General features: G+C 47.7%; 17 protein-coding genes. 14 read left to right on the top strand and 3 right to left on the bottom strand.

Going from position 1 to position 21,251, the window contains the following annotated elements:
- The first annotated feature begins 1 nt into the window (after position 1).
- The 6 genes from KG631_RS01255 (at position 2) to KG631_RS01230 (ending at position 7,847) form a co-directional block, all read left to right on the top strand.
- Positions 2 to 655 (top strand): bifunctional 4-hydroxy-2-oxoglutarate aldolase/2-dehydro-3-deoxy-phosphogluconate aldolase, encoded by a 654-nt coding sequence (locus tag KG631_RS01255; RefSeq protein WP_213994866.1) that lies wholly within the window; start codon positions 2 to 4, stop codon positions 653 to 655.
- A 126-nt stretch (positions 656 to 781) separates the two neighbouring features.
- Complete coding sequence (locus tag KG631_RS01250; protein WP_213994865.1) at positions 782 to 2,371, top strand: ABC-F family ATPase; 1,590 nt, start codon at positions 782 to 784, stop codon at positions 2,369 to 2,371.
- A 203-nt stretch (positions 2,372 to 2,574) separates the two neighbouring features.
- A complete protein-coding gene (locus KG631_RS01245) occupies positions 2,575 to 3,042 on the top strand; it encodes a Dps family protein (protein WP_213994864.1) in 468 nt (155 codons plus the stop codon).
- Positions 3,043 to 3,244: 202 nt separating this feature from the next.
- Complete coding sequence (locus KG631_RS01240; protein ID WP_213994863.1) at positions 3,245 to 4,090, top strand: HDOD domain-containing protein; 846 nt, start codon at positions 3,245 to 3,247, stop codon at positions 4,088 to 4,090.
- 57 nt (positions 4,091 to 4,147) lie between these two features.
- Positions 4,148 to 5,842, top strand: coding sequence for an NAD-dependent malic enzyme (locus KG631_RS01235; RefSeq protein WP_213994862.1), 1,695 nt, complete (start codon positions 4,148 to 4,150; stop codon positions 5,840 to 5,842).
- Between the two features lie 112 nt (positions 5,843 to 5,954).
- On the top strand, positions 5,955 to 7,847 hold the full coding sequence (locus KG631_RS01230; protein ID WP_213994861.1) for a DUF885 domain-containing protein: 1,893 nt from the start codon (positions 5,955 to 5,957) through the stop codon (positions 7,845 to 7,847).
- Between the two features lie 35 nt (positions 7,848 to 7,882).
- On the opposite strand, the gene KG631_RS01225 is transcribed toward KG631_RS01230, so the two are convergent.
- Both KG631_RS01225 and KG631_RS01220 read right to left on the bottom strand, forming a co-directional pair.
- A complete protein-coding gene (locus tag KG631_RS01225; protein ID WP_213994860.1) occupies positions 7,883 to 8,374 on the bottom strand; it encodes a DUF1543 domain-containing protein in 492 nt (163 codons plus the stop codon).
- Between the two features lie 34 nt (positions 8,375 to 8,408).
- Positions 8,409 to 9,488 carry a hypothetical protein gene (locus KG631_RS01220; protein ID WP_213994859.1) on the bottom strand — a complete coding sequence of 360 codons (1,080 nt, stop codon included), beginning with the start codon at positions 9,486 to 9,488 and terminating at the stop codon, positions 8,409 to 8,411.
- A 226-nt stretch (positions 9,489 to 9,714) separates the two neighbouring features.
- Between KG631_RS01220 and KG631_RS01215 the strand changes: the two genes are divergently transcribed.
- The 6 genes from KG631_RS01215 to KG631_RS01190 all read left to right on the top strand — a co-directional run bounded on the left by KG631_RS01215 (position 9,715) and on the right by KG631_RS01190 (position 18,016).
- A complete protein-coding gene (locus tag KG631_RS01215) occupies positions 9,715 to 10,764 on the top strand; it encodes an efflux RND transporter periplasmic adaptor subunit (protein ID WP_213994858.1) in 1,050 nt (349 codons plus the stop codon).
- Positions 10,761 to 13,850: an efflux RND transporter permease subunit gene (locus tag KG631_RS01210; protein WP_213994857.1), complete on the top strand. Its 3,090-nt coding sequence runs from the start codon at positions 10,761 to 10,763 to the stop codon at positions 13,848 to 13,850. The genes KG631_RS01215 and KG631_RS01210 overlap by 4 nt, the downstream gene beginning before the upstream one ends.
- On the top strand, positions 13,850 to 14,965 hold the full coding sequence (locus KG631_RS01205) for a GNAT family N-acetyltransferase (protein ID WP_213994856.1): 1,116 nt from the start codon (positions 13,850 to 13,852) through the stop codon (positions 14,963 to 14,965). The genes KG631_RS01210 and KG631_RS01205 overlap by 1 nt, the downstream gene beginning before the upstream one ends.
- A 99-nt stretch (positions 14,966 to 15,064) precedes the next feature.
- Positions 15,065 to 15,763: a tellurite resistance TerB family protein gene (locus KG631_RS01200; RefSeq protein WP_213994855.1), complete on the top strand. Its 699-nt coding sequence runs from the start codon at positions 15,065 to 15,067 to the stop codon at positions 15,761 to 15,763.
- Between the two features lie 80 nt (positions 15,764 to 15,843).
- Positions 15,844 to 17,184: an AarF/ABC1/UbiB kinase family protein gene (locus KG631_RS01195; RefSeq protein WP_213994854.1), complete on the top strand. Its 1,341-nt coding sequence runs from the start codon at positions 15,844 to 15,846 to the stop codon at positions 17,182 to 17,184.
- Positions 17,177 to 18,016: a MipA/OmpV family protein gene (locus KG631_RS01190; RefSeq protein ID WP_213994853.1), complete on the top strand. Its 840-nt coding sequence runs from the start codon at positions 17,177 to 17,179 to the stop codon at positions 18,014 to 18,016. The genes KG631_RS01195 and KG631_RS01190 overlap by 8 nt, the downstream gene beginning before the upstream one ends.
- 21 nt (positions 18,017 to 18,037) lie before the next feature.
- Here the strand turns inward: KG631_RS01190 and yghU are convergent, their stop codons facing one another.
- On the bottom strand, positions 18,038 to 18,880 hold the full coding sequence (gene yghU / locus KG631_RS01185; protein ID WP_213994852.1) for a glutathione-dependent disulfide-bond oxidoreductase: 843 nt from the start codon (positions 18,878 to 18,880) through the stop codon (positions 18,038 to 18,040).
- Between the two features lie 293 nt (positions 18,881 to 19,173).
- On the opposite strand from yghU, the gene KG631_RS01180 reads away from it, so the two are divergent.
- On the top strand, positions 19,174 to 19,971 hold the full coding sequence (locus KG631_RS01180; RefSeq protein ID WP_301003524.1) for an alpha/beta fold hydrolase: 798 nt from the start codon (positions 19,174 to 19,176) through the stop codon (positions 19,969 to 19,971).
- Positions 19,968 to 21,233: a kynureninase gene (gene kynU / locus KG631_RS01175; protein WP_213994850.1), complete on the top strand. Its 1,266-nt coding sequence runs from the start codon at positions 19,968 to 19,970 to the stop codon at positions 21,231 to 21,233. The genes KG631_RS01180 and kynU overlap by 4 nt, the downstream gene beginning before the upstream one ends.
- Positions 21,234 to 21,251 lie beyond the last annotated feature (18 nt).

The following is a 21,251-nucleotide window of genomic DNA, read 5'->3' as shown; positions in this document are numbered from 1 at the left end:
TATGGCATTTGAAAATTGGCAGCTCCAACCTGCTGAATTATTTGCACAGGGTGCAGTAGTTCCGGTTATTGTAATTAAAGATCTGGCTGACGCGGTGCCAATGGCCAGAGCCTTGCTGGCGGGCGGGATCCGGGTGCTTGAAATCACGTTACGCACCCCGGTTGCACTTGACGCTATTAAGTTGCTGGCACAGCAGGTACCGGAAGCCATAGTTGGCGCCGGCACCGTGACTACGGCGTCCCAACTAGAACAGGTGATCGCTGCTGGTGCGAAGTTTGCAATTAGTCCGGGGCTTACCCGTGAATTGCTACAGGCCGGGAAAGACTCGGTCATTCCACTTATTCCGGGCATCGCCAGTATTTCCGAGTTGATGGAAGGTACCGGCCTCGGCTATACCCATTTTAAGTTTTTCCCTGCAGAAGCCGCAGGCGGAGTAAAAACCTTAAAATCAATTCATGGCCCATTTTCGGATATTCGGTTTTGCCCTACCGGTGGTATCAACGAGAAGAATTATCTGGAGTATCTGGCCCTGCCAAATGTTAGCTGTGTTGGCGGTTCCTGGATAGTACCTGATCAGGCTGTCAGCGACAAAGACTGGCCAAAAATAACTGAATTAACCCGCACTGCGGTTGCTGTGGCGGCACAAGCGGGTTAACGACAACCCGCTTACCAGAACCAACAAACAAAGCCGGCTGCTATGCCGGTTTTTTTGAATTTGCAGCACAAAGCGCGTATAGTGGCGCACCTTTTTCATCCAGTACAACCTGTAGCGGACCTTTTAGTGATCTCAACTGCCAATATTACAATGCAATTCGGTGCCAAGCCGTTGTTCGAAAACATTTCCATCAAATTCGGTGACGGTAATCGATATGGTCTGATCGGAGCCAATGGCTGCGGTAAATCGACTTTTATGAAAATTCTCAGCAAAGAGCTGGAGCCAACCGCCGGTAATGTCTCAGTTGAACCTAACCATAGGGTGGCAAAACTGCATCAGGATCAATTTGCATTCGAGCAATATTCTGTCATTGATACCGTGATTATGGGACACGCGGAATTGTGGGCGGTAAAAGAAGAGCGGGATCGTATTTATGCCAGTAGCGAAATGAGCGAAGAAGACGGCATGAAAGTCGCCGACTTAGAAGTCGCATTTGGTGAAATGGACGGTTACACCGCTGAGTCACGCGCCGGTGAGCTTTTGATTGGTGTTGGTATTCCAGTTGAGCAACATTTCGGGCCGATGTCGGCAATTGCCCCAGGCTTTAAACTACGAGTGTTACTGGCTCAGGTATTATTTGCCGATCCGGAAATTATGCTGTTGGACGAACCGACCAATAACCTGGATATTAATACTATTCGCTGGCTGGAAAATGTACTGGCTGAGCGCAACAGCACCATGGTGATTATTTCGCATGACCGCCATTTCCTGAACAGCGTCTGTACCCATATGGCTGATCTGGATTACGGTGAGTTGCGCCTTTATCCGGGTAATTATGACGAATATATGTTTGCCGCCACTCAGGCCCGTGAACGACTGCTTTCTGACAATGCCAAGAAAAAAGCGCAAATTGCTGAATTGCAGACCTTTGTCAGCCGCTTCTCAGCTAATGCATCTAAAGCAAAGCAAGCGACGTCTCGAGCGAAGCAAATCGATAAAATTCAGCTGGAAGAAGTTAAAGCATCCAGCCGGGTTAATCCGTTTATTCGCTTTGAGCAGCAAAAGCAGCTTTACCGCTTAGCGCTTGAAGTGGACGGTCTGAATAAAAGCTTCGCTGAGTTACAGCTGCTGAAAAACCTCAATATGACCATTGAAGTAGGCGAGAAAGTAGCGATTTTAGGGGCTAACGGTATTGGCAAATCGACCTTATTAAAATGTCTGATAGGCGACTTAACCCCGGAGTCCGGCAGCGTTAAATGGTCAGAAAATGCTAAGATTGGCTACTATGCGCAGGATCATGCCCATGAATTTGCTGAGCCAATGAGCTTATTTGACTGGATGAGCCAGTGGAAACAACCGTCAGATGACGAGCAAGCCATCCGGGGTATCTTGGGCCGGTTATTATTTTCCCAGGATGAAATTAAAAAATCGGTTAAGGTATTATCGGGCGGGGAAAAGGGCAGAATGTTGTTTGGTAAGCTGATGCTACAGCGGCCAAATATTCTGGTAATGGATGAGCCGACTAACCACCTTGATATGGAATCGATTGAATCATTAAACATGGCATTGGAGCATTATAAAGGTACACTGATTTTTGTCAGTCATGATCGCGAATTTGTCTCATCACTGGCCAGTCGGATCATCGAAATAACCGGCCAGGACGTACGTAACTTTGTCGGTACTTACGAAGAATACCTGGTTGCCCAGGCCAGCTAACAACCGCAATATCCGCATGTGATATCGCAATTTTAATATACAGCCGGTAACTCGTTGAGTTACCGGCTTGTTTTTTTCTACAATGCCCCCATGTCACTGTTATCACACTATGTTTCTGGCGCAAACGCAAAACAGGCAAACCATGAATTTATGCCATGCTATAGTTTTGTTAGTAGCTAAATTAAAAATTAGGAGACGGCAATATGAAAGTGAATATCGGTATAGAAGAGAATGAACGTAAAGCGATATGTGAAGGCCTGGCTGTGTTACTCGCCGACACTTATACCCTTTATCTGAAAACACATAACTATCATTGGAATGTCACCGGTCCGATGTTTCAGACGCTGCATACCTTGTTTGAAGCGCAGTATGTCGAGTTAGCAGAAGCAGTCGATGTCATTGCTGAGCGGATCCGTGCGTTGGGCGAATTTGCCCCCGGCTCATACAAAGAATTTGCAAAACTGACCAGCATTAAAGAAGCGGATGGCATACCGACAGCCGAAGAGATGATTAAAGATCTGGTTAAAGGGCAGGAAGCTATTGCAAAAACAGCCCGTTCTATCGTGCCGGTAGCCGATAAAGCGTCTGATGAAGTCAGTCTCGATTTGCTGACACAACGGATGACTGTACATGAAAAGACAGCCTGGATGTTACGTAGTCTGGTTGCCTGAGAAGAAACGTGAGTTTTGGCCCCTAAAGCAGCGCAATAGCGCTGCTTTTTTATACGCATTATTCAGAAATGTGCTTTTCACGCTATTGTCATCAAAAAGTACTAAGTTTTTCCGGCAAAAACTTGTAAAATCAGCGCCAGCAGTAACACTTAAAAGCGTCAGATGCTTTTGGTGCTGATAGACCCAACCGGAGATGTTCCCGATGAACGCCTTGCAATATGCGCAAAATGCTGTCGAATTATTTGCCTTTCCTGATAGCTATGTCCGCGTCAAAGAATTAATGGAATCGGACACTGCCAGTCTGGACGACATCGCCGAGGTCATCTTACTTGATCCGGTTCTCACCTCTAAATTACTTAAGCTCGCCAATAGTGCTGTTTATCGGTTGCCGTATCAGGTTGAATCGGTTAGCAAGGCGTTGTTGGTGCTTGGTAAAACCCAGCTTTATAATCTGGTTGTCAGTATTGCTGTCAGCTCGGCCTGTAGTAAGTTCAGCTCGTCCTCTATCGATTTGGAGCGGTTTTGGGAGCAAAGCATCAATGCGGCCCTGATTGGCAAATACCTGGCTAATTTTTGTGGTCTGCGCCAGCCGGATCGGTTATATGTTGCTGGTTTATTGCACAATATCGGTGAACTGGTCGTTATGCAACAAGCACCAGAGAGTGCCGCTCAATGTCAGAACTACACTGATGAAATTAAGCCCTGGCAGCTGCAACAAACCACTCTGGGGTTTACCTATGCCGCTTGTGGGGCCGAACTGTTAAACCTGTGGCAGTTACCCGATAGTATTGTCGAACCGCTGGCCCGGCAACACAGTACCCAATTTAATGGCTCAGAACCTGATGTATTAATCAGCTATCTTACTGTACGACTGGCGTTAGCGAATCAGCACCCGGATCTTTATAGCATTAAAACGCTGGTTGACCCTTTTGTTCTGGAATTATTACATCTGGAACAAGCCGATTTAATTAAGGCGATCGATTTTTGTAATACCGAAGGTTTGTTTATCCTGTCTGTTCTGAATCCACGTATCAGTACTATTTATTAATCCAGTCTGTTACCGGCACTGTATAGCAGTGCCGGCGCTATTATTTGGAAAAGTGTTATGTCTGAACCAAAAGTTAAAGCCTCTTTGTATACTGCATATTCCGGCTCAGCGTTATTAGAAACGCCACTACTAAATAAAGGGAGTGCGTTCAGTCGGGAAGAGCGGGCCGCATTTAACCTGACAGGCTTATTGCCGCCCCGGTTTGAAACCATCGAAGAGCAGGTCAGCCGGGCTTATCTGCAGTATAAAAGCTTTGATACAGCCATAAACAAGCATATTTATCTGCGGGCAATTCAGGATAATAACGAGACCCTGTTTTATCGCTTGGTGCAACAACATCTGGAAGAAATGATCCCGATTATATACACCCCGACGGTTGGCGATGCCTGTGAGCAATTTTCTGATATTTATCGCAGCGCCCGCGGGTTATTTATCAGCTTTGAAGATCGCTACAATCTGGATGATGTGCTACGTAATGCCACCAAAGCAAAGGTAAAAGTAATAGTAGTAACAGATGGCGAACGGGTGCTGGGTCTGGGCGATCAGGGTATTGGTGGTATGGGGATTTCAATTGGCAAGTTGTCGCTTTATACCGCCTGCGGTGGCATTAGTCCCGCCTATACCTTGCCAGTTATGCTGGATGTCGGCACCAATAATGAAAAACTGTTGAACGACCCTATGTACATGGGGTTGCGCCAGAAACGAATAGGGCAGGATGACTACAACGAGTTTATAGAACTGTTTATAAAAGCAGTTAAGCGACGCTGGCCAGAGGCAATCATTCAGTTTGAAGATTTTGCCCAGCCAAATGCCATGCCGTTATTACAGCGTTATCGTGACCAAATTTGCTGCTTTAATGATGATATTCAGGGTACAGCTGCGGTGACCGTTGGCACCTTGCTGGCGGCATGTTTAAGTAAAGGGGTTAAACTCAGTAGCCAGAAAGTGGTATTTGTTGGAGCGGGCTCCGCTGGTTGTGGTATCGCTGAGCAAGTGATAAGTCAGATGGTTGCCGAAGGCATTACTGAGCAACGGGCTCGACAGCAAATTTTTATGATAGACCGTTTTGGCTTATTAACCGATAGCATGCCGGATTTGCGAGATTTCCAGCAAGCGTTAACCCAAAGCTCGGTTGCTATTGCTGACTGGAATTATAGTGGTGATTACCCGAGTTTGCTGGATGTCATGCACTGCGCTTCGCCAGATATATTAATTGGCGTGTCCGGCCAGGCGGGTTTGTTTACTGAGCAAGTTGTGCGTGCCATGAAAAAAGGCTGTGGAACGCCGATAATATTTCCGCTAAGTAACCCTTCACGTCAGGTGGAAGCCACTCCCCAGCAGGTAATTGAATGGACCAATGGTGATGTTATTGTTGCTACGGGCAGCCCTTTTGCACCGGTAGAATACAATGGCAAGCTACATCTGATCGCCCAGTGTAATAACAGTTACATCTTTCCGGGTATTGGGCTGGGCGTCATTGCTGTGAAAGCCCGTTTAATCAGTGATGAAATGCTCCGTGCTGCCAGTAAGACCCTGGCAGCAACCTCACCCTTGGCTAATACCGGTAAAGGCGGTTTATTACCGCCATTTACCGCATTGGCCGAACTGAGCAAGAAAATTGCGTTTGCTGTGGCTAAAGTTGCCCAACAACAGGGGCTGGCGCTGGAAATTGATGATAATACGCTGCAGCAACGGATTGAAGATAACTTCTGGAAACCACAATACCGGCACTATAAACGGGTGAGCGGTTAACCCTGCAGGTTCAATAAGTTAGAATGATAAACCTTGTTACATTTAGTTTTAGACTCGCGCCCTTATTAACGGTACGCTAACGGTAGTTTCTGCCCGTTAATAAGGATCTATCATGCGCAAATCACTATTATGTCTTGCTATTGCCGGCGTTCTGGCCGGTTGTAATCCGACACCGGAAAATACTACTAATAATGCCAGTCCTCAGCCAGCGGCTGAACAAGTAGCGACTGAGCAATCCACCAGCAAAACCACAGCCACCAGTGAGCGTTTAAACCAATGGTTTGAAGAAAAGTTTGAGCAGCAGTTGCAACAAAGTCCTATCCAGATGACTTTTATGGGTCGTAAAGATAAATACGATCAGATTGATGAGGTAACACTGGCAGCAGAACAACAACAACTGGAATGGCTGGCAGCTACCGTCGCTGAACTTAAAGCCAATTTCAACTATGCAGAGCTTGATTTGGAAGCGCAGACGTCCTATGACGTCTGGATTTATCAATATGAAATGGCTGAAGCCGGCGCCCGCTTCAGAAATAACCAATATGTTTTTACCCAAATGCAGGGTATTCACGCCTTATTACCACAAATCCTCATCAATTTTCATAAAGTAGACAATGTAGAAGACATGCAGGCTTATGTCAGCCGGATTGAAGGGATCAGCAAAGCGATAAATGATTTGCTGGTGCGGGCGCAACAAAATGCTGAGCAGGGCGTAAGGCCGCCACGTTTCGCCTATGAAGGGGTATTAAGTCAGTTAGACAGCTTGTTAACCGGTGCACCTTTATCAGACAGTGAGCAGGAGATTCCGCTGTGGGCTGACACCAAAGCAAAAATCAATAGTCTGCTTGAAGCAGATAAGCTCAGTGATGAACAAGCGAAAGAGCTTACTAACGCGGCTAAACTTGCCTTACAACAGCATTTTCAGCCTGCATATAGTGGTTTGAAGCAATGGTTACAGGATGACATTGCTAATACCGATGACATTGCCACGGGGGTGGGTAAGCAACCCGATGGTGTCGCTTATTATAATCATCAGTTAAAGGTGTCTACCACCACTGATTTAACCGCAGAGCAGATCCACCAGATTGGTCTTGATGAAGTTGAACGGCTGACCGCTGAAATGACGGCGATTAAAGATCAGGTAGGCTTCCCGGGCGATCTGCAGGCTTTTTTCGAGTTTATTAAAAAAGACGACCAATTCTATTACCCGGATACTGACGCCGGGCGCCAGGCCTATATTGATGACTCACAGCAATATCTGGATTTTATTAACAGTCGTTTGCCAGAGTTTTTTGGTACCTTACCCAAAGCAGGCCTGGTGGTAAAACGAGTAGAGCCATTTAGGGAACAACCCGGTGCAGCACAACATTACTTTCCGGGAACGCCAGACGGCAGCCGGCCCGGAGTATATTATGCCCACTTATCTGACATGCGCTCTATGCCAAAAAATGAGATGGAAGCCATTGCTTATCATGAAGGCAGTCCCGGTCATCATATGCAAATTTCAATTGCCCAGGAGTTGACTTCAGTTCCCACTTTCCGCACTCAGGCCCGGTTTACTGTCTATTCGGAAGGCTGGGCGTTATATGCAGAATTATTAGCAAAAGAAATGGGCGCTTACCAAAACCCCTATTCTGATTTTGGCCGGTTAATTACTGAAATGTGGCGGGCCGTCCGGTTGGTGGTCGATACCGGTTTACATAGCAAAGGCTGGACCGAACAACAGGCAATCGACTATTTCCTGGAAAAAACCCCGATTGCCGAAGGCGCGGTATTGTCTGAAGTGCGGCGTTATCTGGTGATCCCGGGGCAGGCAACGGCTTACAAAATAGGCATGATCAAAATTCTGGAATTGCGCCAGTTTGCTGAGCAACAGTTGGGCGACCGTTTCGACATTCGTGAATTTCATGACACTATTCTAACCGGCGGTGCCTTGCCCCTTAGTGTTTTAGAGCGGCGGGTTAAAAACTGGGTTAACGAGGTAAAAACCAGAGCCCAGGCCTGATTTTTACTAGTATTACCGATATTAGTTGATTAATTTCAGCCAATAACAATGTAGTCATTTTCGAAATAACAACCCTGATGAGGAGCCGGGTGCAGCTGAATATAGCGCCCGGCTACCTGTTCTATCGCCACACATTGCTCTATTTCAAACACATTGTCGGTGTGAGGTTTATCCCATTTCATGTCAAGTTGTTGTTTTGCTATTTGCTTTGCCTGCACGTTGCTTTCAGCTACCACCACCAGATATCGGTGATCTTCACCAAACACGCTGCCGATATAGCCACCCAAGTTTATAAAAAATAATTTTAGTTTGTTGTTGGCTGGCGAGTCTGCCAATGTTACCGCATACTGATCGACACCCGATATCGCCATCCATGAGTCAATATGCAAGCCCTGCGGCGATGCAAACCACAATGCTCGTAATTGTGGATAAGTTTGCTCAAGATTGTCACCTGCTACAAACACCACATCATGCAGTTCAACATTGGCTTTAGGATGAGTGCCTCCCAGCATTACCATATAAAGCATTTTTCCAATCCCTTTTAGTATAAAAACGCAGATATTACTTGGTTGCTGAGTGTATTGCTATGGCTGGATTACTGCGCCAGATAAGTTTGAAGCCTTTGTTTAATAAAAATAAAAATAGTAACGGTAAAAGCAGAGTTTTCAGGAAAAACAATGCCATTAAATTAAGTATGTTAGTTACCGCATTATCAAGCCGTTGTTTTAACTGATAGACCTGGCGAGGATTTACCGCATCTTTAAGGGCGGCAATACCGTCTCCCAGTGAGCTAAAACTATTAGATATGGCCGCGAAAAAGCCGGGGGTTTTTCCTTCTCGAGCCAGCTCAGCAAGCTGGAGCTGGTTATTGACCTCGGCTAGCTGCCGCTGTAGTTGCTGTCGTTGCTGCGGTTGCTGCGGTTGCGCAGTATTTAACCGCTGCTGAAGCGTTAATGCCTGTTGTTGCAGCTCGGCAATATTAGCCGTTAACTCAGTATGTAGATCCGGATTAATGAATTGATTATCCTGCTCACTAACGCCTTCAATGTTTTCCAGGATCTGCAGCTGATTTTCAGTGCGCTGGTGCAAGAACGCCTGGTCGATTATGCCATTGGCGGCTACGACCAGTACCAGGGCAAAGCGCAAAAATAACAGCGCTAAAAATAATCGCAATAAAAATATGCCAAAAAAACCGGTAGTGAAAGATCTGCTCAATAACGCATTAAACAGCACGGCCACGCCGGAGACCGTAAGCAGTATTTTAAAGACAGCGTCACTGACAATTTCCAATAACACTTTTTGAATGACCAGTGAGCCGATGGCCAGCTTCATTGCTGACGAGTACTGCTCTACCAAGTCATTGAGTGGATCAAGCACCTGGCCCGCGCCTACTGAACCGCCAATACCGACACTAAATTCAAAAGTAACTGACTGCAGAAACGAAATAAGTGCATTCATTGCCCGGGCAATAACAAAAGCTGAGCTGGCCTGTACCAGAGCGTCATCAATATACGCCGTGGTATAGCGATCAATAACCCCACTCCAGGATAAACCTATACTGGACACTATCAGAGCAAAGATTAACCAGCGCCACTTACTGGCGTCAGCGTTTTGTTTAATTGCAGCCATTACTTCCGCCATCTTAAAACCCTTGTGCTGAATGTATACTGATAAAATGATGCTAACAGTGAGCTAAGGTGCTGTCGATGCCAAACGCCACTTAACTCAAATTACCGCAGCTTATCGCCTATTGAGCGAGTTTAGTGATCATCGTTGTTTTAAACCCGTATATTCCGGGCTTACACTCAGTTTTTGCAACTACAGCGGAAAAGCTGAGTAACAATTTTTTCTGTAACAAGGATTTTTAATGACAACAGTTTGGCAAAAATCAGTCTGGCTGACTTTAATGACCATTACCGCCATTAGCGGATTCAGTGTGCATGCTCAGAGTCGGGGTGAAGGGCGTGCAGCTCAAGTCATCAGTATGCCTGTTGAGTTTGAGCAGCAAAGTAGCCAGATTGAAGCGGTTGGCTCTGCAGAAGCGATTCAATCTGTAGTGATCTTCCCGGCAGTGGCAGATAAAGTTACCGCTATCAGGTTTTTGCCTGGTCAGAAAGTACAACAAGGAGACATTTTACTGGAGTTGGATGCGCGTCGGCAGAAAGTTGCGGTTGACCGTGCCCGGATCCAGTTAGCGGATGCAGAGCGCACAGTAGAGCGGCTTGTTGTAAGCCGGCGCCAGGGAGCTATTGCTCAGAGTGAGCTGGATGATGCACAGACAGTTCGCGATTTAATGCAGGTAATGTTAGCTGAAGCTGAAACTGAGTTAGAAGATCGTACCGTACGCGCGCCCTTTAGCGGTGTTGTCGGCTTAACAGATGTTGAAATTGGCGACCGTATAACCCAACAAACGGCGATCACCACTCTTGATAACCGTAGTGAGCTGTTAATTGACTTTCGGGCGCCGGAAACCGCACTTAGCATGTTACAGCAGCAACCCACGCTGACCTTACAGCCCTGGCAGGGTGCTGAAACCCGCTTATCGGCAAAAATAAGCCAGATCGACTCGCGGATTGACAGTAGTAACCGGACTATCCGGGTAAGAGCCTTACTGGATAATAGTCGTGACGTTTACCGGCCTGGGATGAGCTTTCGGATCAAGCTGGAGCTGAAAGGCGAAGCCTATGCGGTAATTCCGGAAGCGGCCCTGCTGTGGGGGGCCACCGGTGCTTATGTTTGGCTGGAACAACAGGGCACCGCAAAAAGGGTCGATGTGCAAATTAAACAACGCCTGAGTGGTCGCTTGCTGGTGTCAGCAGAGATAAGTGAGGGTGATATGCTTATTACCGAAGGCGTTCAAACCTTAAGAGTTGGGCAGCGGGTTGAAGCAGTCAATGAACAAAGGGCCGGATTATGAAGCAGGAGCCAGTACATGATGATTTACCCTCGCTGTCTATTCGCCGGCCGGTACTTATTGTTGTTCTTAATTTACTGATTATTATTGCCGGCTTTGCTGCAATAAATGGTTTGGAAGTGCGTGAATTACCTGACGTTGACCGGCCGATAGTTTCAGTTACTGCCAGTTTTCCAGGTGGCTCACCGGAAACAGTCGATACCGAAGTAACCAGTAAACTTGAAGGCGCTGTTGCCCGGGTGTCCGGCGTTAAATCTATTAATGCCTCCAGCGAAGAGGGCAGCGCTAGGGTGCGGGTAGAATTTCGCCCGGGCATCAACCTGGATGACGCTGCTAACGAAACACGTGAAGCCGTCAGCCGGGTACAGCGGGAATTGCCTGAGGGGGTCGAACGTCTGGCTATTATCAAGGCCGATAACGATGCGCAATCGGTAGTTAGTATTGCCGTATCAAGCGCAACTCTTGACTTAGAGACATTGACTGAACGAATTGAAACAGATCTGGCGCCATTATTTTTAACCATTCCCGGCGTGGCTGATGTCAGATTAAACGGAGATAGAGAGCGGGTGTTGCGGGTTATTCTGGACCCGCTTAGGTTAACCAGTTTTAATCTGGCCGTAACCGATGTTGCTGCAGCACTGCGCCAGGCCCCGTTTGACGTGCCTGCAGGCAGCATGCGTTCAACCGATCAGCAGCTAATTGTTCGTGCTGATGCTACGTCAGTCAGCGCGGAGCAGGTTGAGGATATTATCATTAGCGGTGATACCCGGGTGGGCGATGTCGCTACGGTATATTTTGGTCCGGCTGATGCTAACAGCATGGTAAGACTGGACGGCCGGCCGGTTATCGGTATGGGTATTATCCGCCAGGCGCGCTCCAATACTATTGAAATTTCGGATGAAGTGCTGGCATTGGTAAAACAGGTTGAAAGTCGGTTCCCGGAGCTGGAATTACAGGTTACCTCGGATGACGCTGAATTTATCCGTGGTTCGGTGCGCGAAGTCATTACCTCGCTTGGACTGACGGTGTTATTGGTTATTTTTACCCTATGGCTGTTTATCGGTTCCTGGCGTGCCACCATAGTACCCGCCTTATCTATCCCGGTTGCGTTAACCGGCGCATTGGCGGCAATCTGGCTGATGGGTTTTTCAATCAATATTTTAACGCTACTGGCACTGGTACTAGCTACCGGTCTGATTGTCGACGATGCCATCGTGGTGTCCGAAAATATTCAGCGGCGCCGCAGCATGGGGTTGGGTGCACGGGCGGCTGCTGTTGTGGGTACACGCGAAGTATTCTTTGCGGTAGTCGCTACGACAGCAGTGTTAGTGGCGGTCTTTGTACCGATTGCCTTCTTACCATCGACCGCCGGCCGGTTGTTTCGCGAATTTGGCGGAGTGTTAGCGGCTGCTGTTATTATCTCGTCATTTGTAGCATTGTCATTGGTTCCGGCATTGACGGCTCGTCTGCCGGTTAAACAGGGCGCTAAGAATCTGTTCGGCGGGTTTGGAAACGCGTTACTTAACTATTACAGCCGGAGTCTGCACTGGACATTGGATCACGCTTTAATAGTATTTCTTGCCTGCTTAGTGGCTTCCGGCGGCGCCGGTGTATTGTATTTGACGCTGGACAATGAACTAATGCCAAGTGAAGATCGCGGGTCTATCCGGGTATTTGCACGCGGTCCTGATGGAGTTGGTCTTAATTTTATGGACCGCCAGGCAGATAAAATGGAAGAAATTTTACTGCCTTATGTTAATGGTGGTGATATTGATTCCATTTATACCGTAGTCGGGCAGTGGGACCCTAATCTGGTTTTTATTACCGTGCCATTGAAACACTGGAGTGAACGCGATCGTTCACAGCAGGACATTATCAATGAGATTAGTCCACAACTGGCCGCGATACCGGGCGCACCGGCACGTGCTTTTGGCTCAAACAGTCTGAACTTACGTGGTCAGGGTGGCGGCCTGGAGCTAGCTTTAACAGGCGAGTCTTACGCTGGCATTTTTGCTGCAGCGCAAAAGTTTTCAGCGGCAATCCAGCAACAATTGCCAGACTTGGGAATGCCTCGTATTTCTTATCAGCCTACCCAACCTCAGTTGCGGGTTAATATTGATCGGCGACGTGCTGAAGAGTTAGGGGTACCTTTATCAGATATTGCCAGTACATTGCGGGTGGCCATTAACGGTGATGACTTAGCCGATTTAAATGTTGGCGATCAGTCAATCCCGATTATTCTGCAGGCGGACAGGTCTGCAGTATCTAACCCGGGAGATCTGGCCAATTTATATGTCGGCTCCCGTAACGGGGGGCTGGTGCCGCTGTCCAGCCTGGCTAATATCTCTGAAGAAGGTGTCGCGGCAGAGCTGGAAAGGCAGGCACAACGCCGGGCTATTGAGATGGAAATGGAATTACCACCAGATCTGTCGATGGAGCAGGTGGTTGAGCAACTGCGGGAACTGGCTCAACGAGAGTTACCAGCAAATATTGGTATGGTATTTTTAGGTGAGGCTCTGACCTTTGAAGAAACCGCGCGGGAAATAACGCTTACCTATGTGTTGGCTTTTGTAATAGTGTTGTTAGTACTGGCAGCACAGTTTGAAAGTGCCAATAGTGCCGTAGTGGTTATGGCTACTGTGCCATTTGGCATAGCGGCTGCTTTATTTGCTCTGTTTTTAACCGGCACTTCTATTAATATATACTCGCAAATTGGCTTGGTAATGCTGATTGGCTTACTGGCCAAAAACGCAATCTTACTGGTTGAGTTTGCCGACCAGCTTCGCGACCGTGGTTACAGTGTTCGCAAAGCAGTTGAAGAAGCCGCACAAATCCGCTTACGGCCAATTGCCATGACGTTGTTATCAACCCTGTTGGGTGGCTTGCCGCTAATCCTGTCGTCAGGGGCAGGCGCCGAAGCTCGCAATGCCATTGGCTGGGTCGTGTTTGGTGGCCTGGGTATTGCGGTTATTTTTACGCTGTATCTGACGCCGGTACTGTACTTAGCATTGGCCCGCTTCGCCAAACCACGCGCCGATGAAAGCCTCCGACTGGAACGGGAAATGGAGGCCGCTAAGCAGTTTGATTAATGATTAACATAACGCTTTGTGACAACTTGGCTGAGATAGACGCAACTGCGTGGGATAGCTTATTTGGCCAAGATCTGCCGTTCTGCCGCCATGCCTTTTTGAGCGCGTTGGAGCAGGGCGGCAGCGTTGGCAAAAACACCGGCTGGTTACCACAGCATTTATTACTTTATCGCGGTGAACGTCTGGTCGCCGCTATGCCAATGTATTTGAAGTTACACTCTTATGGTGAATATTTGTTTGACTGGGCTATTGCAGAGGCTTATCAACAACATCAATTACCTTATTACCCCAAGTTACTTTGCGCCATTCCGTTTACTCCGGCAGAAGGACAGCGTCTTGGTGTTGCACCTGATGAAGAGCCCATTGAAGTATTCAAGCTGTTTTATCAGGCAATTTTACAGCGCCAGCAAATATTAGGCTGCAGCAACTTCCAGTGTTTGTATGCTGATCCGCCGCTGCAGCAAATAATGCGCAGCAATGGGATGCTGGAACGAATTGATGTGCAATTTCAGTGGTACAACCATAACTTCACTAATTTTGCCGACTTTCTGGCTACCCTGCCATCGCGTAAACGTAAACAAATTAATAAAGAACGTTTAGTGGTAAAAAGACAAGGTGTCGAGGTTAAAACATTTAGCGGCGATAACCTACCGACTGATTTCTGGTATCAGTTCGTTCATTTTTATCAGGCAACGTATCAGAAGAGATCTGGCCACGATGGCTATTTAACCCCACAGACTTTCATGCTTTGGGCAGAGTATATGGCTGCTGAGATAGTGATATTTGCTGCTTTTGTGGCGGGGGAACTGGTGGCGGCGTCACTCTGTTTTCAATCAGCCAACTGCTTATACGGTCGCTATTGGGGGTGTAATGCCGAATTTGATAAACTGCATTTTGAATGTTGTTATTATGCTGGCATAGAGTATTGTATTGCCAAAGGTTTAAAGCGGTTTGACGCCGGCGCTCAGGGCGAGCACAAACTGAAGCGCGGTTTTTTGCCTGTGGTCCGTCATGGCTATTACAACTTCAGCCCCAGTCCGTTAGTTAACGCCATTACAGACTACTGCCTGCGCGAACGCCAGGCATTACTTGACTACTATCAACTCACTGAATAAACATATTTTCAGCTAAAAATTGAATTAATTTCGTATTTTAATATCCACCTTTGAGTTTATTAAATGTGATTATGTATATGGCATATAGCGGGAGTCAAAATGAACACTAAAGGCTTTTTGGATCAGTTGCTAAATTCAGGTTCAGGATTACTTGGCGGCAGTGGCAGTCAGCAAAATAATGTTAAGCAATCTGCGGCGGGTGGGCTTGCTGGTTTGCTCTCTGGCAGAGGCGGTGCGGCGCTTGGCGGCGGCGCATTGGGTTTACTGCTGGGCAGTAAAAAAGGTCGCAAGCTGGGTGGCAAGGTGCTGACTTATGGTGGAATGGCTGCATTGGGGCTGGTGGCGTACAAAGCCTACAGCAACTGGCAGCAGAACCAACAGCAGCAAAGCCACACACCGGCAACGATAGATCGGGTTCCGGAAGCTGAGGTGGAAGTTCACAGTAAAGCGATTTTGATTGCAGTAATAGCGGCGGCCAAGTCTGATGGTCACATTGATGACCGGGAGCGGGAGATTATCGACGCTGAGGTGGCTAAATTTAGCCGTGATGCCAGCTTATTGCGCTGGATAGATGCCGAGTTACAAAAACCATTGGATCCGGTAATAATTGCTTCGGTTGCTACGACACAGGAAATTGCCGCAGAAATGTATCTGGCCAGTGTCCTGGTTATTGATGAAGAGAGCTTTATGGAGCGTAGCTACCTGAATGAGTTAGGCAAGCAGCTAAAACTACCGGCAGAATTGCAGCAGGAGATTAAAAATCAGGCGTTGGCTGCTGAGCAAATGGCTAACCAATGATTAATTAAGGTATTCACTGAGCTTATCCGGAGTGTACTACGTAACCTGAACATTGTTTTGATTATTGATGCAGGGTTGTCATGTCCGGTAAGTCTTCTCAGGTACCGATACACAGGCTGAGTCGCCTGGGTGGTTTGGCATCGTTAGCCGGTCGTGTCGCCGGCGGTATGCTAGCTGAAGGTGCCAGACAATTGGCAAAAGGCAATAAGCCAAGTGGTAAAAACATGCTGCTGACGCCGGCGAACATAAAGCGGGTAGCAGACCAATTGGCCCATATGCGCGGCGCCGCGATGAAGATGGGCCAGTTGTTATCGATGGACAGTGGCGATGTTTTGCCAGCTGAACTGACAGACTTGCTAGCCCGCCTGCGGGCCAGTGCCAACCCTATGCCTGCTAAACAGTTGTCACTTGTGCTGCGTCAAGAGTTAGGTGAACAATGGCAGCAGCATTTTCTGGACTTTACTTTTAAACCTATGGCCGCTGCCTCTATTGGCCAGGTTCATCAGGCTTATCATGACAATGGCGACAAGCTGGCAGTAAAAATTCAGTATCCCGGGGTAAAGAGCAGTATCAACAGTGATGTCGATAACGTGGCAACCCTATTAAAAATGACTGGCCTGATCCCCTCTACAGTCGAGCTTACCAGCTTACTGGCTGAGGCGAAAAACCAGTTAAAGAATGAAGCTGACTACCTGAAAGAAGCCGCTTACCTGCAACGTTATCGCCAACACCTGGCGACTGACCACGATTATTTGCTACCGGATGTCTATCCGGCGCTTAGCAGTGCAAATATTCTGACTATGTCGTTTATTGACGGCGAGCCTATTGAAAACCTCCAAACTGCACCACAGAGCGAACGGGACCGGGTACTTGGCTTAATGTTTAATTTGTTTTTCCGTGAATTGTTTGAATTTAAACTGGTACAGACTGATCCTAACTTTGCTAATTATTTATACAATACCCAAAGTAAGCAATTAGTACTGCTGGACTTTGGGGCCTGCCGGGATTATTCCAACGTGTTGAGCGACGGTTATCGGGCGTTATTTCGTGCTGCTATTTCCAATAACCAAGCGGCGATGGGTAACGCGTTAGCGTCCATTGGCTTCTTCAGTCAGACTATTTTAGCGGAACAGAAAATAGCGGTACTTAACCTGGTAGAGCTGGCATGTGAACCTATAAGGTACAATGGTGCATTCGATTTTGGCAACAGCGACTTAGCCCTACGTTTGCGTCAGGCCGGCACTGCCCTTAGTATGAAGCAGAATTACTGGCACAGTCCGCCTGCTGATGCGTTGTTTTTACACCGAAAAATTGCAGGCTTGTATTTACTGGCGGCAAGACTGCAAGCCCGTGTAAATGTTTGCCAACTACTCGAACCTTATTTGCAGCAGGTTATTACTCAGCAGGGGTGTCATGTTTAAATCTGTAAAAACATTATTGTTGCTGGCTTCTGTTGCCATTGCTTGGTTTTGTGCCGTGGTAAAAGCCGAGCCAGCGAACGAGCTACCGTTGTGGGAGGCGGGTTTACTGGGCTTGAGTATAGAGCAGCTGGCATATCCCGGTTCCAGTGAGCAGGTGCAGCGTAATTTTATTTTGCCTTATTTGATTTACCGCGGTGATTTTTTGCGCGCAGATCGTGGCAATGTCGGTTTGCGTGCCTACAAAAGTGATAACCTGGAGCTGGATGTTGGTTTTGCTGCGGCATTGGGCGCTTCAGAAAGTGATATTGCTGAACGCGAGGGCATGCCTGAGCTGGGGACGCTGGTTGAAGCAGGCCCACGCCTGCGCTGGACAATCAGTGATAATATCTGGGGTAGCCGGCTACGGTTAGATTTGCCAGTGCGGGCGGTATTCGATGTTGAAGAAGGTATGCGCTACAGTGGTGTTAGTATTGAACCGTCACTGTTTGCAGATGTAACAACGACTGCCGAGCTGAGTTATACCTTTGGGGTTAGTGCTCTATTTGGTAGTGAAAAGCTGACGGACAGGTTTTATCAGGTAGCAGAGCAATTTTCCAGTACCAGCCGGCCTGAGTTTGATGCTAAAGCCGGTTTAGTTGCCATAAGAGTGTCCGGGGCTATCAGCAAAAAGTTCTCATCAAAATGGCGTGGTTTTAGTTTCGCGCGCTATGAGACAGTTTCAAATGCTAAAAACCAACATAGCCCATTGGTGGTGAAAAATGGCGGCTGGTCAGTCGGTGTAGGGGTAACTTATATCTGGGCCCGATCGGCCCAGACTGTCACAGGGTGGTAAGTGCTGCCTGAAACTTAACCCTCATTTTTGGATAAAGCCGGCAAAGTCGTCACGGCTATGCCGCTCCGGCAATTGCGCACCATCACCCCAATTGCGATTAACCAGCACTCCACGTTGCACTGCTGGCCGTGCATCAAGCTGTTTAGCCCAACGTTGCAGGTTGGAGTAGTCCTGTACCTGCAAAAACTCTGCAGCGTCATATAGGCGGCCCAGTGCAAGGACGCCATACCAGGGCCAGATCGCCATATCGGCAATACTGTATTCATCTCCGGCCACGTATTCATGCTGAGCCAGTTGTTTATCCAGCACATCAAGCTGGCGTTTGGCTTCCATGGCATAGCGGTTTATCGGGTATTCATACTTTTCCGGTGCATAGGCGTAAAAATGGCCAAAGCCACCACCTAAGAAGGGTGCGCTGCCCATCTGCCAGAATAACCAATTTAAGGTTTCTGTGCGTTTTGCCGGATCTTTTGCTAAGAAGGCGCCAAATTTCTCTGCCAGATACAACAGTATTGAACCTGACTCAAATACTCTGTTGCCATTAGTCGAATCCAGCAATGCTGGAATTTTCGAATTAGGATTAAGTGCAACAAAACCATCACCAAACTGATCACCGTCTTTTATATTGATAAGCCAGGCATCATACTCAGCGTCACTGAAACCGGCTTGCAGTAGCTCTTCAAGCATAACCGTAACTTTAACACCATTGGGGGTGGCCAGAGAATATAGCTGGAAAGGGTGTTTGCCCGCCGGCAGTTTTTTCTGGTGAGTGGCACCCGATACTGGTCGGTTAATACTGGCAAACTGACCACCACTTTCGGTATTAGGCCGCCAGACTTTTGGTGGGGTATAGTTATCGCTCATAATGCACTCCTGCTGAATTTTGGTTCAAATGGTACTATCTGAAGATATAGTCACGGGGTGTGCTGATAACAAGGCCAATGCTCAGGTGTTTAAAGAGGCTTTTGTGCTAAACCATACTAATTTTAACTATGAGACCGGCCATGCCGGTATTACACTATTTTTCTGGCTATTAAACACCAATAACTAATATGATAACTAACTTTAAAATAACACTTTTTTTTGTTTGCGCCAGTCTTATACTTAGCGGCTGCGCCCAGCGCCGGCCTGCCAGCTCATTGCCGCCAACAGAACTATTGAATAATGTCAGTTACCGCAGTGTAACGGCACTACCGGTAGTTGATACAGGTTATAAACTGGCTTATGGACAAGAGGATTTGCAATTTGGCCGGTTATTCCTGCCAGCGGGTACGTCAGTAACCACACCTGCACCCCTGGTGGTATTTATTCATGGTGGTTGCTGGCTGAATGCTTATGATTTACAGCACAGTAATGCGTTTAGTCAGGCGCTAAGTCAGGAGGGTTTTGCCGTCTGGTCAGTAGAATACCGTCGCAGCGGTGATAGCGGCGGCGGATGGCCGGGTAGTTTCGAGGATGTCAGTAAAGCGCTTAATTTTAGTAGCTCATTAGCTGCCTATGGGGTTGATACCAGTCGTATCAGTCTTGTCGGTCATTCTGCCGGTGGTCATTTAGCCTTGCTGGCGGCGGCCATACAAACTGAGCAAAAATCCAGAACTTTGGACAATAGCATTAATGCGGTAATTGGCCTGGCAGCGATTACCGATATAGCGGCGTATGCTGAAGGTAGTAACAGTTGCCAGCAAGCAACGCTGCAATTTATGGGAGGTAACGCGTTGCAACACCCGCAAGCTTATTTGCAGGCAAACCCGGTAAAACAGCAACTGCATACTAGTACCCTGTTATTACACGGCAGTGCTGATAGCATAGTAGAACCGGCTCAGGCAATGGCCACCGGCCAACCCTACCATATTGTCAACGGAGCGGGGCATTTTGATTGGATCCACCCGCACACTGAGGCGTATAAGGTGTTTCTAACCACGCTTAAGCAGTTAATAGTTAGTGAGACCCCATGAAAAACCAGTTTATTACGTACCAGCATATAGTCCGGCTAGATCAGCAAGACCCATTAGCCACTAAACGCGATGCATTCAGGCTGCCGACAGAGGTCATTTATCTGGACGGGAACTCGCTGGGTGCTATGCCTGAAGCCGCGGCCGAGCGTGCCGGCGAGTTAGTACAGCAGCAGTGGTCAAAAGACTTAATTACCAGTTGGAATAAACATCACTGGATTGATTTACCTAAGCATGTTGGTGAAAAGATTGGCCGCTTAATTGGTGCAGCGCCGGATCAGGTTATCAGTTGCGATTCCACTTCGGTGAATTTATTTAAAGTACTCAGTTGTGCTTTGTTACTGCAGCAAGCGCAAAATCCTGGCAGATCGATTGTATTGTCGCAATCCGGCAATTTTCCAACCGATTTATACATGGTGCAAGGGTTGGCAACATTGCTGGGAGAGCAAAACTGTCAGCTTAAGTTAGTTGCCGATGAAGCTGATATCATCGCGGGCATGACGCCGGATGTGGCCGTTTTGCTACTTACACAGGTTGATTTTCGCAGCGGCCGTTTACTTAATATGCAACGGCTGACTGAGCTGGCTCATGCCAAAGGTATTTTGGTTATCTGGGATTTAGCACACAGTGCCGGCGCTTTGCCAATTGAACTTGACGCCTGTCAGGTTGATTTTGCCATTGGCTGTGGTTATAAATTTTTGAATGGCGGGCCTGGTGCTCCCGCATTTATTTATGCCGCTAAACGCTTGCATAATAGCCTGAGCCAACCGTTAACTGGCTGGATGGGCCACCATTCACCCTTTAATTTTGATAAGCAATATCAGAAAGCGCCGGGTATTGAACAGTTTCTCACTGGCACACCGGCCATTTTATCACTGAGCGTACTAGATGCCGCCCTGGATGTGTTCGCTGATGTTGAACTAACACAATTGCGCCAAAAATCTTTGCAGCTCAGTAGCTACTTTCACCAGTTGGTGCAGCAACATGACTGCCTGCAAAGCCTGCAACTGCTGACGCCACTCAATGAGGCGGAGCGGGGCAGCCAGCTGGCTTATCAGCACGAGGATGCCTATGCATTATGCCAGGCGTTAATAAAACAGGGGGTAATCGCAGATTTTCGGGCACCCAATATTTTACGGCTGGGTTTTACCCCTCTTTATCTGCGTTTTATTGATATGTGGACCGCGGTTGAGATACTTGCCGATATCGTACGAAGCCAGGAATATACAAAAGCAGAGTACAAGTTAAAACATAAAGTTACCTGAGGTGGGGTACTTAAAGGT

The sequence above is a fragment of the Arsukibacterium sp. genome (genome assembly GCF_018402695.1).
Taxonomy (GTDB): Bacteria; Pseudomonadota; Gammaproteobacteria; order Enterobacterales; family Alteromonadaceae; genus Alishewanella.
Note: the sequence above shows the minus strand (reverse complement) of the source record. Positions and strands in the feature narration are given on the sequence as shown.

Bases quoted from the DNA above. Each gene is read 5' to 3' on its own strand.
- KG631_RS01220 (WP_213994859.1), bottom strand. From the start codon at position 9,488: ATGGCGGAAGTAATGGCTGCAATTAAACAAAACGCTGACGCCAGTAAG.
- KG631_RS01230 (WP_213994861.1), top strand. From the start codon at position 5,955: ATGCGCAAATCACTATTATGTCTTGCTATTGCCGGCGTTCTGGCCGGT.
- KG631_RS01225 (WP_213994860.1), bottom strand. From the start codon at position 8,374: ATGCTTTATATGGTAATGCTGGGAGGCACTCATCCTAAAGCCAATGTT.
- KG631_RS01205 (WP_213994856.1), top strand. From the start codon at position 13,850: ATGATTAACATAACGCTTTGTGACAACTTGGCTGAGATAGACGCAACT.
- KG631_RS01200 (WP_213994855.1), top strand. From the start codon at position 15,065: ATGAACACTAAAGGCTTTTTGGATCAGTTGCTAAATTCAGGTTCAGGA.
- yghU (WP_213994852.1), bottom strand. From the start codon at position 18,880: ATGAGCGATAACTATACCCCACCAAAAGTCTGGCGGCCTAATACCGAA.
- kynU (WP_213994850.1), top strand. From the start codon at position 19,968: ATGAAAAACCAGTTTATTACGTACCAGCATATAGTCCGGCTAGATCAG.
- KG631_RS01190 (WP_213994853.1), top strand. From the start codon at position 17,177: ATGTTTAAATCTGTAAAAACATTATTGTTGCTGGCTTCTGTTGCCATT.
- KG631_RS01215 (WP_213994858.1), top strand. From the start codon at position 9,715: ATGACAACAGTTTGGCAAAAATCAGTCTGGCTGACTTTAATGACCATT.
- KG631_RS01210 (WP_213994857.1), top strand. From the start codon at position 10,761: ATGAAGCAGGAGCCAGTACATGATGATTTACCCTCGCTGTCTATTCGC.
- KG631_RS01255 (WP_213994866.1), top strand. From the start codon at position 2: ATGGCATTTGAAAATTGGCAGCTCCAACCTGCTGAATTATTTGCACAG.
- KG631_RS01235 (WP_213994862.1), top strand. From the start codon at position 4,148: ATGTCTGAACCAAAAGTTAAAGCCTCTTTGTATACTGCATATTCCGGC.
- KG631_RS01240 (WP_213994863.1), top strand. From the start codon at position 3,245: ATGAACGCCTTGCAATATGCGCAAAATGCTGTCGAATTATTTGCCTTT.
- KG631_RS01195 (WP_213994854.1), top strand. From the start codon at position 15,844: ATGTCCGGTAAGTCTTCTCAGGTACCGATACACAGGCTGAGTCGCCTG.
- KG631_RS01245 (WP_213994864.1), top strand. From the start codon at position 2,575: ATGAAAGTGAATATCGGTATAGAAGAGAATGAACGTAAAGCGATATGT.